Below are 13,532 nucleotides of genomic sequence, written 5' to 3'. Positions count from 1 at the left end.
TTTTGTATTCAATCGAAGTAAAAAAGAAAAGAATTAATTTTTTTTAAGTTAGTAAAGGAGCAAGAGCGAACCGCTCCTACTCCCCATCAAATATTCTCTTCCTTACTAAATTCCCGGCAAAATTCCTGGGTTTATATTCATTAATTCTTCTGTGTTTCCATCTACCGTTACTTTGTTATTGTCGATAATCGCTACAAGGTTGCCCAATTTGAAGTTTCCCGCGCTCATAGCTGCTTCCCATACTTGTCCTTCTTGAAGCTCGCCATCACCCATTAAAATATACGATCTGTATTTCTCGTTATTACACGTGCTGCAAGCGACATTCCTACGCCGACCGACAATCCGTGGCCGATGGAACCAGAGCTGAAGTCAACGCCGTTGATTTTATTCATATCCGGATGGTCGCCAAACGGACTGCCCAAATCTGTATAAGTGTCCAGCTCTTCTTTAGGGAAAAATCCTACATCAGCCAATATTGGATAAACACCTACCGCAGAATGCCCTTTCCCCATGACAAAACTATCTCTGCTGGGCCATTTTGGATTGTTAGGGTCATAATTTAAAATGTGATAGTAAAGCGTTGCAAATATTTCTGAACTAGAGAAAGAAGAACCATAGTGTCCGCTTTTTGCTTTTGCTATTAAACGGATGGTTTCCAGCCTTGACATTTTAGCTTTTTCTTTAATTAAATTTATTTTTTCCGATGAAACCGAAGTAGTTTTTGTCATGAATAATCCTCCTTTTTTGGTTAATCGATTTAATTAACTTGTTTCCAGCATAAGATGTAAACGCTTTTATTTCAACGTATATTTCTGAATTTTTAAATTTTTAGTTTTCGTCATTTGTCGATTTAACGATGGAACAGCCTGTTATAAACTGTATTTGCTTCCTTTTTAATAGAAGGGTAATATGTAAATAGAGCATTTCGGAAATGGATTAACCTGGAGGTGAGCTCGAGATGAAAATGACAATGAAAGATATAGCTAAAGAAGCAAATGTTTCTACAGCTACGGTTTCTCATGTGATTAACGGTACGAAACATATATCAGAAGAGAAACAAAATAAAATTATGGAAGTCATTCGTAAATATAATTATATCCCTAATTCAACCGCTAAAAATCTTAGAAAACAATCTACCAAGACTGCCGGCTTAATTGTATCGAGCTTTCCGGATTCATTTGTAACAGGGATGGTATATGGAGCGGAAAAACGTGCAAGAGAAATGGGATATAATTTACTATTAATTAATACGAATGAAAACAGCAGTTATGAAAAAGAAACCATCAATTTACTGCATGCACAAATGGTCGATGGAATTATCCTGGCTCCAACTTCAAGCGGCGCCAGTTATTTAAATAGTTTCACAGACGACAACTTTCCCATTGTTTTGGTCAATCGCGATGATCCTAGCGTAAAAAACGTACCTAAAGTGACAGGGGATAATTACCAAACAGGTTTTGATGCGACAACGCACTTACTCAAACATGGCTATAAAAAAATTGGCATTATTTATGCAGTAGCGAATGTCTCAACGACAGTAAACCGTATTGAAGGATATAAAGATGCTTTGAAAAAATATCATGTACCATTCGATGATTCCTTTATTGAACAAGGGCACGCTACAGTGGAGGGCGGAGCTGAGGCTGTTAAGTCGTTGTTAAACAGGGAAAAGGACATTTCTGCCCTTTTCATTTTAAATGATTTAATGACTATTGGTGCTATATCTAAAATTAAAGAGTTATCATTAAGAATCCCAAAGGACATTGCTCTTATGGGTTTTGGAGATTTTGCTTCCGCTAATATCATTGATCCGCCTGTAACCAACATTGTCCTGCCGCCCGAAACGATTGGCAAGACGGCATTTGATGTGCTGTTAAGCAAAATAAACAATCCGGAATATAATAAACACATTGAACTGCCGCCTACACTTATTACAAGAAAATCATGTGGGTGCTAAATGCTTTATGACAGCGTTTCAAAATAAAATATTGTGGTTCAATACTAGGTAGTGAAGAGTTTAAAGAAACCAAATGTAATTAACTGGTGGTGAAATTCAGCATCTTTTAACGTGAATTGTGGGATGTCATTTTCCTCCACATAACGTTTTTGCAAGGATAAATTTTCTTCAATAATACTGCGTTGTTGTTTAGTCAGTTCCATATTTGACAGTTTATTTACGACGAAAGACTCCAGTGCTTTTCGCAGTTCATAAATCTCAGCCGCTTTATTAATGGATAATTCTTGTACGACAATTCCTTGCTGGGGGGACTGCTTAATAAAACCATCTAACTCTAAACGATCTAACGCGGAACGAATGGGAGTACGACTCATATCAAGACGATCTACTAATGTTCTTTCCGATAGAAAATCTCCTGGCTTTATTTCTCCAGTCAATAATAATTTTTTCATTTCTTGGTACGCTTTTTCCTTTAAAGTTGGTGCCGGCACGTGTAACACTCCTATCATTTTTTATTACATTGTATCAATAACAATTAAGCTGTCCCTGCCTGGGGCTGGGCTAAATGACTGTTAAGCTCCTCATAAGATTTCCCGGTAGTTTTGGTTAACCGTTACACTGACCTTGCTAAAAACACTCCTAAAGTTACGGGGGATAACTTTCAAACTGGATATGACGCTGCTTGTCACTTATTAAAGCACGGTCATAAAAAAATAGGGATGATATACGGTGTTTCCAACGTATCTACGACAGATGAGCGGATAAAAGGCTATAAAGAGGCTTTAAAACAATACAATTTATCCTTTAATGAAAGTTACATGGAACTTGGTCATGCAACCGTTGCGGGAGGTGCTGCAGCAGTAAAATCATTGCTAAACAGACATAACGATATATCAGCTCTTTTTGTACTCAATGATTTGATGACGATAGGAGCCATTTCACAAATAAAGGAGTTATTTTTAAAGATTCCTGATGATATTGCTTTAATCGGATTCGGAGATTTTGCTTCGGCCTCTATCGTAGATCCCCCGATTACAAATATAGTACAACCACCAGCTACCATTGGTAAAACAGCATTTGATGTCCTTTTGAGTAAAATACACAATCCAAACTATAATAAGCATATCGAATTACCACCTTCTTTAATCGTAAGGAAATCTTGTGGGTGTGTATGATAGAACTAACTGCTTCTAAATGGTAGTTAGATGTTATTGATAATTATAAGATGTACAATTAAAAAACCTAAGACTTCCGCTACTTGGACTTTTGGCGGTAAGTCAAGGTTTTCTAACGTTATGCTAGAAAAAACATAGAATTGGAATAGAGGAAGGTTTAAAGGTAGCAACAAAGCAGCTTTTATGGCAAGCGGAAAGTTAGCTGGGGTGAAAACTGTATGAAACTATTAGATTATTCTGTACAATTAGATCAAGATATTATTTGTTGTTAAAGGAGAAATTTGTATGAGCCTAACAGTGAACCATGTATTCAATGATTTGAAAGCGTTTTTAAAAGACCATCAGGTAACGATGAATAAAACAATGAGGGTACAGCATAGTCATGACGAATCGTATCACAAAACCAGTTTGCCGGATGTTGTCGTCTTTCCTAACAGTGCTGATGAGGTAAGTAAGATTGTGAAAGTAGCCAGTGAGCATCATACACCGATTATTCCTTATGGGTTGGGAACAAGTTTAGAAGGTCATGTTATTCCATATGATCACGGTATTACGATAGATTTTTCCAAAATGAACAAAGTGCTGGAAGTACGGGAAAAAGATTTTTTAGTTAGAGTTCAGCCAGGTATCACACGGTCCCAATTAAATAAAGAACTTAAAAAATATGGACTTTTTTTCTCCGTTGACCCTGGAGCAGATGCTACTCTAGGCGGTATGGCTGCAACGAATGCTAGTGGGACGACATCTGTAAAGTATGGGGTTATGCGAGATCAAGTTCATGATTTAGAAGTTATTCTTTCGGACGGACAAATGATACATACTGGGAACTTAGCACAAAAGTCATCGTCCGGTTACCATTTAAATAGTTTGTTTGTCGGTTCAGAAGGAACGCTAGGCTGTATAACCGAATTAACGTTAAAGGTGTATGGCATTCCTGAGCATATTGTTGCTGCTAGAGCTTCTTTCACCAGTATAGATGACGCAGTAGAAGCCGTTGTTTCCATTTTACAAGCAGGTGTGCCTATTGCAAGAGTAGAGCTTGTTGATGAGCCTTCCATGAAGCAAGCGAACTTGTTTAGTGACACGAACTACAAAGAAAAACCTACCTTGTTTTTAGAGTTTCATGGGAATGAACCTGGACTTAACCATGATGTTGAATTTACGAAGGAGATCGTAGCAGATCACCTTTGTGAAGAGATTTATTTTGAAGAGGATAATGCAGCAAGAAACCGTTTATGGGAAGCAAGACACAATCTCGCCTACGCTTATATACATGGGAATCCAGGCAAAAAGTTAATGGTGACAGATGTTTGTGTTCCGATTTCCGAATTAGCCGGTGCAATAAAACACGCTAGAGAAAAAGTGAATGAATTAGATCTTCACGGCGGCATCCTTGGTCACGTGGGGGATGGTAATTATCATGTCCTGCTAATGTTGAATACCAACGACGCGGAAGAAGTCAAAAAAGCAGAACAGCTGAATCAGCAAATTGTGGACTATGCCTTACAGCGCGATGGGACCTGCACTGGAGAACATGGAGTAGGTATCGGTAAAATGAAATATCAGCAAAAAGAGCATGGACAGGCATTACAAGTCATGGAAAACATCAAATCAGCATTAGATTCAAAGAGGATTTTTAATCCAAACAAACTTATTCATCAAAAAGGGAGAAGCGTATGAAAGAACTAGAATTGATCAGTAATATAGCAGGAAGATACTTTGCGATTTGGGTTATTGGTGTTGCAGTGATAGCTTATTTTGTTCCAGACCCTTTTCTCTTTTTTAACAGTTATATCACTATTTTTTTAGGAATTGTGATGTTTGGAATGGGGCTTACCCTAAAGCCGGTTGATTTTAAGTTAGTCGTCAGCAAACCTTTACCTGTTATTATTGGTGTGTTAGCTCAATATTTGATTATGCCGCTAATCGCTTTCACCATTGCATTTGCATTGAATCTATCTAATGAATTAGCTGCGGGGCTGGTTCTATTAGGTGCTGTTCCTGGTGGGACAGCTTCTAATGTGATGGTTTATTTAGCGAAAGGAAATTTAGCTCTCTCCGTTGCTATGACGTCACTTTCTACCTTACTTGCCCCTGTAGCTACACCGCTCATTTTATTGATGCTGGCCGGACAATGGTTACCAGTTGATCCCGTCTCGATGTTTGTTTCGATCGTTCAAGTCATCATTATTCCGATAGCGCTTGGTCTTATGATTAGAAAATTATTTCCGAGAGCCATTAATAAAAGTAGTTCAGTTATCCCATTAATCTCCGTTATTACTATCATTATTATCGTATCAGCTGTTGTATCAGCAAATGTAGAGAGTATTGCCGCCTCAGGGCTTCTTATTTTCTCAGCTGTTATGCTTCATAATCTATTAGGACTAGTACTCGGATATTCGGCTGCAGGGATAATGAGGTTGGATGAAAGTAAACGGAGAGCCGTTTCTATCGAAGTCGGTATGCAGAATTCCGGATTGGGAGTAGCCTTGGCTGCAGCTCACTTTGGTCCATTGGCTGCGTTACCAAATGTAATAGCGGCAGTATGGCATAATATATCCGGCCCGATCCTAGCCACGTTTTGGTCCAAAAGACCAGTGAATACTGAAGAGGCTGTACCACTTAATACTTCACCAAAGTCTAGGGTTGAAGACTTTTGAAAAAAAGGCAAGTCTCATGCTTTGTAAGGGAAATGAGGAATGCCGCCAGGCCCTAAACTCCATAATGTATTAACAATATTTTTACACAAATTAAAGGGAAGGTGGGGGTAGTGCGACAAAAGTTATAAAATATAGGTGCATTCTAGTTTCGTCTGTTTCAGCCTGTGATATTCCTTATGAGGTTCTTTTTTATCTATTATTCAAACGTTTGATTATCTATTAATAGATTTAAAGGAACGCCAGAAGTGAAACAAAGACTAAGCCGCTCAAATAGAAGTTGTTTATTTTTATCATCAAACGCTCAGTTTACTGATGAGGGCACTAAAACTAAGAATCGGACTCCCGTCATACCCAATAGGGTTATATGAAATGTGGGTAGACTGTCTCATTAACTTTTCACCGCTGCATCTAAACGACGATCCTACTTACTGAAAAGTAGAGGTAAATTAAAATTAAATGTTATTAAATAGATTGGAAAGTTAGATGCTTGGCCCATCAGCCATTTGGGTCAGCCTTTATGATACTTTGGAAGGTAGTTAGAATAATCGGAAACTCTTTCCACGGGAAAGCGTGAAATAGAGTATTTGTGAAAGAAAAAATGAGAATATTTATCAAAAGTTAATGATAGCAAGGATAGATTATGGCATACCTGTCTTGGACTGCGAATGTTGAGTAACATATAAATAACAACTATTTTTCGTATGTTCCATTGAAGGAATATAGGAAATGATATTAGTATTGCAAGTTTTGAAATTATCCGTTAACATAGCTTACAAGTACTAAATGTGGTTGCAAGGATGAGATGATGGTGTATCTTGAAGATTCTGCTGATAACAAGAAGGAACTATACCGTTTGTACAATGCTGTTTCAAAAGAATTATTTGGTGTTGGAACGGCCTCTTTAAAAGTATCTATTGAAGAGGATTTGATTACCATCAGGGCAAAGCATCATCGGGCAACCCGTTCATTATCTTTAGAAAAGGAAAATCCGGATCTTAAACAGGCTGTTGATTTTCAATTATCTTCTATGTTTAAATCCCAATTATACGAAAAGTTGGAAACAGAATTAAACATTCAGATTGAAGCAATATTCAGGGATTACGATTCTCCTACACAATTGGCCTTTACGAATGTTGTTATGAAATAGAATAAGCATTGATTTTCGTTTAGGATCTATCTTAAACGAAGACAACAATATGCGATCATTACAGGTGACACTGTTTTTTGTTTACAAAGAAAAGTGGTCTTGTTAGAAAGCTATCTTCTAACAGGGGCACTTTTCTTTTTTTTATATACAAAATATGGAATGGTTACTTCTATTTAGTTAAAGGAGGAATGGCAATGAAAGTAGATTTGCTAATATTAAATGTTCAAATCTTTCAGTCATCTGTGAAAAAATTTATCTCAGGTAATGCAGCGATTAAAGAAGGACGATTTTTTTATATTGGAGATTTGGGGCAAGAAAGCTTTGAGGCAAAAGAAGTGATACAAGGACAGAACCGCTATATGATCCCTGGGTTGATTGATATTCATTTGCATATTGAAAGTACGATGGTTACCCCGAGTACATTTTCCTTTGGATTAATTAAAAATGGGGTGACATCCATTGTTGCAGATTCCCATGAAATGGCTAATGTTTTTGGAATGGAAGGCGTGACGGCTATGATGAACGCGTCGGATTCGTGTGCCGCAGATATATTTCACGCTATCCCTAGTTCCGTCCCTTCGACAGCTTTTGAAACCACTGGAGGAGAAATTAATATTGAAGAAATTGATGCCCTTCGAAAAAAGAAGAATGTGGTTTGTCTCGGTGAAGTTATGGATTATACAGATCTCCTTCGAAATTCAGGCGGAAAAACCCAGCAAATATTAAATCACCTTCGCCATCGCGACCCTCATTTTATTATTGAAGGTCATTGTCCGATTAAGTCGGATTTAGATTTAAACTATTTTATTTTCTCAGGTATTGACTCTGATCATACCCATCAAACCGTAGAAGGGATGGAAAAGCGGATAAAACTGGGAATGTTTATTGAAATTCAAGAAAAGTCTATGAATCAAGATATAATCAACCACCTCATCAAACACGACAGAAGTGAACACTTTTGTTTCGTAACCGACGATGTGATGGCTGATACATTTTTGGAAAAAGGCCATCTTAACCATATTATTAAAAAGGCCATTCATATGGGCATGTCCAAAGAAGCAGCTATTTATGCAGCAACAGCAACGCCTGCTAAACGGATGCAGTTCACAGACCGGGGAAGCATTGCTCCAAACAAGATTGCTGATTTCATCTTGTTAAATGACCTTCCTGCTTTTGACATTGATCAAGTGTATAAAAGCGGGAAGAAAGCTTTCGATAAATATGAAACGTATGACCAGCAAACTAAGACAAGCATGTTTCCCAATTCGTTCTATCAAAGTGTTCAATTATCAGAACGTCAGGAAGAGGATTTTACGATAAAAGCACCGTTAGATTCTGGATTTCAGGATTGTCGAATAATGACTATTTCCGATGGATCTACTTTTACAAAAGAATCCAGCGCTCAGATCAAAATCGAGGCTGGAGAATTACAATGGGAAGCGAGCTGCTATGGTTTAGTTGCTGTTTTTGAACGTTACGGAAAAAATGGCAATAAAGCGCTGGGGTTAATTGGTGGAGACACTATAAAAAAAGGAGCTATCGCAACAACGTATGCTCACGATAACCATAACTTATTAACGGTTGGACAAAACAAGACAGACCTCTGTATTGCGGCAAATAAAGTTATTGAAAATCAAGGGGGCATTTGCGTCGTTGAAGATGAAGAAGTTAAAGCTTTCTTACATCTTCCATTGGGTGGAGTTATAACGGAAGCCCCGCTTGCAGAAGTGGCTGAAAAGACAAATGAGTTAAGAAAGGCCATGAAACATTTAGGATATAAACACTACAATCCAATAATGTCTATAAGTACTCATTCCCTTCCTGTCAGCCCGGAGTTAAAAATTACAGATTTAGGCTTGATTCGAGTGAATGAAGGTCAAATCGTGCCATTATTTCTTTAATATCTACTATGTATAGAAAGGGACGTGATAATAGTGAAAGCATTTGTAGAACGATTTTTTAAACTATCTTCGTATGATACGAATGTACGAACGGAATTAACGGCTGGTTTAACAACGTTTATGACGATGGTATATTTAGTTGTTGTTGTACCCAATTTACTAAGTGAAGGAAACATGCCGGTAGATCAAGTTACCGTAGCTGTGATTATTGCAACTGGTGTTATGACGATTATAATGGGAGTGTTTGCCAACCGGCCGTTTGCACTTGCTCCCGGCCTGGGTTCTGTAGCATTTCTCGCTGTAACGCTGGTATCTACAGAAGGATTGGCTTGGCAAACAGGTATTGGATTGGTTTTTATATCTGGCGTTCTCTTTATATTATTTACAGTTCTTGGTTTGAGAGAACTTGTCGTAAAAATTATGCCCCCGGCTATTAAACTTTCCATCGGGGCCGGTGTTGGTCTGTTCATTGCATTAATCGGTTTTAGAAATGCCGGCCTGGTGGTTGCTAGTGAAAGTTCAAACTCTCTAGTACTTGGAGATCTTGCTGCACCTGAAACCCTTCTTGCTTTATTTGGTTTTCTTATCATGAGTGTTCTGTTGGCACGAAAAGTTATGGGGCATCTCTTAATCGGAATTGTTGCAACCACATTAGTCGGCATACCTTTTGGATTAACGGAAATACCTGATTCTATTTTTTCTATGCCTGACAATGTAGGACCTTTAATGTTTCAACTAGATATCATCGATGCTCTTCAAATTGCTTATCTGCCTTTTTTGCTCGCATTTTTTGTTCCAGACTTCTTTTCCTCTCTTGGAACGATGCTTGGAGTCGCGGGAAAAGGGAATTTACTTGATAAAGAGGGGAATTTGCCTAACATAAACAGGCCTTTTCTAACGGATGCTTCCGGTACAACACTAGGCTCGTTTTTATCCGTTCCTGTTTTAACAACCTATGTAGAGTCGGCTGCAGGTGTGGAATCTGGTGGTCGTACCGGGCTGACTGCTGTTACAACTGGATTATTATTTTTATTAACGATATTTATTACGCCTATTATTTTAATTATCCCAAATGCTGCTACAGCACCTGCACTCATATTGGTGGGACTAATGATGCTTTCAGCTGTTAAAAATATAGACTTTTCGGACACAACCGAATCGCTGCCTGCTTTCATGACTATTGTTGTAACTATTTTTACTTTTAATTTTGGAAATGGCATTGCAGCAGGAATCATTATTTTTGTGATTGTTAAAAGCTTGTCGGGCCGATATAAAGAAGTGCATCCAGGACTCTACTTCTTAGTCCTGCCGCTTATTTATTACTTTGCAACGCTTGCGCACTTATAATGTTTATTTTTCACACAGCACAAGAAAAAACAATTCTATTCTACTTTAGTAAATAGCAAATAGCTGCCTCATAAGTCGCAGCCTCCATAGATCTGCGTAGAGAACAACCTACTTCTTATAAAGGGAGTAGGTTTTGTTGTTCTGATATGTTTATCGAGCAATGCACAAAACTAAACTAAGCCCTTGAGCACTATGATTTTAAGAGGTATAGTCAATGGAGAAGAAAAGGAGGGGAGTTCGATGAAACAAAGAGTCAGCGATATTTTTATTATAATAATAGGAACATTTATATTTGCAATCGGTATAAATTATTTCGCTATTCCAAACACGTTGTCTGAAGGTGGCGTAATCGGAATAACCATCATTACTTATTATCTATTTGGCTGGTCGCCTGGAATAGTCAATTTGATTTTGAATCTTTTGCTGGTAGCAATTGGCTACAAATTTTTTACGATTAAGACAACCATTTATACCATGATTGCTATCATTTTTATGTCTCTCTTTTTAGAAATTACATATGGGTGGGGGGAAGAATTAAATGACGATAGTTTGCTCGCCGCTATGTTTGCTGGATTATTTGTCGGTATTGGGCTTGGAATGATTTTTCGAGCTGGGGGTACATCGGGGGGAGCAACGACTTTAGCTAAATTATGTAATAAGCTTTTAGGTTGGAGCATTGGGAAAGCCATGCTCGTTATTGATATAGCAGTCATTTTAATGTCTGCCTTTGTTATTGGAAAAGAAAAAGCTATGTATACATTGATTGCTGTGTTTGTTGGTGCGAAAGTCATTGACAAAATTGTGGAGGGTGCAAATGAGCGTACCGCCGTAATGATTATTTCCAAATATCAAGAAGAAGTTCTCGATGAACTGATAAATAGAATGGGACGCGGTGTTACCATCTTAGAAGGACGAGGAGGCTATACGAAGGACGTCCGGAAAATTCTTTATATCGTCATTAATAAACGCGAAATTGTTCAACTCCGCCGCATCATTGAGCAGATTGATGAAGATGCATATGTCACAACGAGCAATGTACAAGAAATCTTTAAAAGGGGTTATAAAGAAGCCTAGGGATATTGGGATACCCCCTTTATTTCGATTTGTTGTAGTGATTGAAAGCTTTTCTTTCCTTGAATTTACTAATCATTGAATCTGTGGCTCTCCCGTGATTATTATATTTTTATATGTAAGCCATTAAGAAGTCAAATAATAGCAGTGCTGTTTTCTGTGGTATCGTAAAATCAAAGACATTGTTTACGAATGGCCACTTGTTAGAAAGGAGCACGAAACCATGCAGCCACAACAATATGAAATGAAGGAAACTTATCATGAGCCATCCGGACGTACGGACAACAAGAAATCTTATCGTTTTTTACAGTGGAGCGGAGGAATTGCATTTACGTTTTTCATTGCTCTTCTAGGTGTTGGTTTATCCAATATTACAGGGTTTGATCGGGTAGGTCCGCTTGCTTGTGCCATATTAATTGCGATTGTCTGTCGGCAAATTTGGGAGTATCCAGAAAAAATTCGAAAGGGTATCGAATTTTCGTCTAAAAAGCTGCTCAGGTACGCTATTGTACTTTATGGGTTGCAATTAAATATTGCGGTCATTTTTAGTCAAGGCCTGCCTTTGTTAGTTCGGGGGGCGGGTACTATAATTTTTGCGGTTCTTGCCATGGTATTCATTGCTAAATGGTTGAAAGCGGACTTTAATTTGTCTCTTCTTCTAGGTGTCGGAACGGGGGTATGCGGAGCGGCTGCCATTGCTGCTGTATCACCGATTATAAAATCAAAAGAAGAGGATACAGCGATTGGAGTAGGGATTATTGCATTAACCGGCACCATTTTCGCTCTTCTTTATACCGTCCTGCAGCCTATTTTACCACTTACGGAGGAAGAGTACGGCATATGGTCTGGAATAAGTTTACACGAAATTGCTCATGTAGCATTAGCTGCAGCACCTGCAGGAGAAGATGCCTTAGCGATCGCTCTTTTAGCAAAGCTAGGACGTGTTTTCCTATTGATTCCACTCTGTTTTATTTTGATGTATTGGATGAAAAAGCAAAACAAGAGTGAAAGCGGGCAAGCAAAAATGGATTTTCCTTGGTTTCTCATTGGCTTTATTGTAATGAGTCTGGTTGGAAGCTATGTTATTGGTCCTTATTTGCAAATTCCAACGTATGTGATAGACGGAGTTTCTGACCTGTCTACGTTTATTCTCACGATGGCAATGGTAGGGCTGGGTTTGAATGTTAATTTTAAGGCACTGCGTACAAAAGCATTACTTCCTTTCATAGCTATGACAATTGTTTCCATACTGCTGGCCCTCCTTACGTTTACTGTTGTTTAAATTATTTACCATTTTCGTAATGTTGTGGCTATGGGCATCTGGACCCACTTGTACATTAAATCTATTTTTATCGAACCGTTTTTGCTCTGCTTCCGTTTCCTTTAGTGAATAGAAAATAAAAGGAGATGGAGCGAAAAATGAACATTTTGAGTTTGTTATCTGCATTGCTATTAGCCGGGGTATTCCTTGGAGCATGCGGTATTGAAGAAGTCGAGGAGAATCCAAATTCAGATCAGGTAGAAGTATCGAAAAAAGAGATGGAGAGTAGTACCGAAAAAGCAGCTGAAAAATCTTCTTCTTTAGAATTAATGGAACATCAAAGTGTTGGTGATTTTCTTACGGACGCCGATGGCCGAGCACTTTATTACTTTGCAAATGATGAACCAGGTACTTCAAACTGCAGTGGTGAATGTCTTGAAAACTGGCCGCCTTTCTATGCAGAACACTTAAATGACGTTCCCCAAAACTTCAACAAAGATGACTTCGGTACGATCACTCGAGAAGATACAGAAGATAAACAAACAACGTATAAAGGTTATCCGCTTTACTACTTTGTTAAAGATGAATCCCCAGGTGATGTTCACGGTCAAGGTGTTAAAGATCTCTGGTATATAGTTAACAGTGACACAACGTTTAAATAATATGACATGTTATAAGAAAAGCGCAAACACTCTGAAAAAAAGGAAGTTCGGTTAAATACGCACAAGTAGATAAAGAGGAGGCAATGCCCTAAGATGTGGCGTTGGCGGAAAAATCTAAAGAACTTTCTCCTGCGTACACGGTTTTATCATGTGTGCACTGAAACTGGATCTTTAAACGTCAACTTATTTTCCTGCCTGATGAAGAAAGAACTGTCCTTCTGTGACAGTTTTTTCTTTTTATACTTTAGGAATGATTAACTTTGTTAAAGGATCAAAGTATATTGCCATTTTAACTTGGCGGTAAGCCAAGTTTTTCTAAAGTTTACCATTAAAAGAACAACTTACTTCACA

13 protein-coding genes are annotated in these 13,532 nt (G+C 38.1%); 10 read left to right on the top strand and 3 right to left on the bottom strand.

Annotated elements, in window-relative coordinates:
• Window positions 1–105: 105 nt before the first annotated feature.
• The gene (locus CEF16_RS24080; RefSeq protein WP_211295859.1) at window positions 106–273 is read right to left on the bottom strand and encodes a hypothetical protein; all 168 of its coding nucleotides are present in this window, start codon (window positions 271–273) and stop codon (window positions 106–108) included.
• The gene (locus CEF16_RS13565; RefSeq protein WP_211295858.1) at window positions 273–728 is read right to left on the bottom strand and encodes a hypothetical protein; all 456 of its coding nucleotides are present in this window, start codon (window positions 726–728) and stop codon (window positions 273–275) included. The genes CEF16_RS24080 and CEF16_RS13565 overlap by 1 nt, the downstream gene beginning before the upstream one ends.
• Window positions 729–958: 230 nt before the next feature.
• Between CEF16_RS13565 and CEF16_RS13560 the strand changes: the two genes are divergently transcribed.
• Window positions 959–1,957, top strand: a complete 999-nt coding sequence (locus CEF16_RS13560; protein ID WP_091583525.1) for a LacI family DNA-binding transcriptional regulator — start codon at window positions 959–961, stop codon at window positions 1,955–1,957.
• A 44-nt stretch (window positions 1,958–2,001) separates the two neighbouring features.
• Here the strand turns inward: CEF16_RS13560 and CEF16_RS13555 are convergent, their stop codons facing one another.
• Complete coding sequence (locus tag CEF16_RS13555) at window positions 2,002–2,448, bottom strand: GntR family transcriptional regulator (RefSeq protein ID WP_170031936.1); 447 nt, start codon at window positions 2,446–2,448, stop codon at window positions 2,002–2,004.
• 111 nt (window positions 2,449–2,559) lie between these two features.
• On the opposite strand from CEF16_RS13555, the gene CEF16_RS13550 reads away from it, so the two are divergent.
• The 9 genes from CEF16_RS13550 (at window position 2,560) to CEF16_RS13510 (ending at window position 13,181) form a co-directional block, all read left to right on the top strand.
• Window positions 2,560–3,132, top strand: a complete 573-nt coding sequence (locus tag CEF16_RS13550) for a substrate-binding domain-containing protein (protein WP_091583530.1) — start codon at window positions 2,560–2,562, stop codon at window positions 3,130–3,132.
• Between the two features lie 285 nt (window positions 3,133–3,417).
• Window positions 3,418–4,812 (top strand): FAD-binding oxidoreductase, encoded by a 1,395-nt coding sequence (locus CEF16_RS13545; protein ID WP_091583533.1) that lies wholly within the window; start codon window positions 3,418–3,420, stop codon window positions 4,810–4,812.
• On the top strand, window positions 4,809–5,792 hold the full coding sequence (locus CEF16_RS13540; protein WP_091583535.1) for a bile acid:sodium symporter family protein: 984 nt from the start codon (window positions 4,809–4,811) through the stop codon (window positions 5,790–5,792). The genes CEF16_RS13545 and CEF16_RS13540 overlap by 4 nt, the downstream gene beginning before the upstream one ends.
• An 802-nt stretch (window positions 5,793–6,594) precedes the next feature.
• The gene (locus CEF16_RS13535; protein WP_342750477.1) at window positions 6,595–6,939 is read left to right on the top strand and encodes a Na-translocating system protein MpsC family protein; all 345 of its coding nucleotides are present in this window, start codon (window positions 6,595–6,597) and stop codon (window positions 6,937–6,939) included.
• 194 nt (window positions 6,940–7,133) lie between these two features.
• Complete coding sequence (locus tag CEF16_RS13530; protein ID WP_091583540.1) at window positions 7,134–8,840, top strand: adenine deaminase C-terminal domain-containing protein; 1,707 nt, start codon at window positions 7,134–7,136, stop codon at window positions 8,838–8,840.
• A gap of 33 nt (window positions 8,841–8,873) precedes the next feature.
• Window positions 8,874–10,187 carry an NCS2 family permease gene (locus CEF16_RS13525; RefSeq protein WP_211295857.1) on the top strand — a complete coding sequence of 438 codons (1,314 nt, stop codon included), beginning with the start codon at window positions 8,874–8,876 and terminating at the stop codon, window positions 10,185–10,187.
• A gap of 240 nt (window positions 10,188–10,427) precedes the next feature.
• Window positions 10,428–11,261 (top strand): YitT family protein, encoded by an 834-nt coding sequence (locus CEF16_RS13520; RefSeq protein ID WP_091583543.1) that lies wholly within the window; start codon window positions 10,428–10,430, stop codon window positions 11,259–11,261.
• Window positions 11,262–11,481: 220 nt separating this feature from the next.
• On the top strand, window positions 11,482–12,540 hold the full coding sequence (locus CEF16_RS13515) for a YeiH family protein (protein WP_245917865.1): 1,059 nt from the start codon (window positions 11,482–11,484) through the stop codon (window positions 12,538–12,540).
• 137 nt (window positions 12,541–12,677) lie between these two features.
• Window positions 12,678–13,181: a COG4315 family predicted lipoprotein gene (locus tag CEF16_RS13510; RefSeq protein ID WP_245917864.1), complete on the top strand. Its 504-nt coding sequence runs from the start codon at window positions 12,678–12,680 to the stop codon at window positions 13,179–13,181.
• Window positions 13,182–13,532: the final 351 nt, after the last annotated feature.

Source organism: Alteribacillus bidgolensis, from assembly GCF_002886255.1.
Classification (GTDB): Bacteria; Bacillota; Bacilli; order Bacillales; family Marinococcaceae; genus Alteribacillus; species Alteribacillus bidgolensis.
This window is presented reverse-complemented; position numbering and strand designations above follow the sequence as displayed.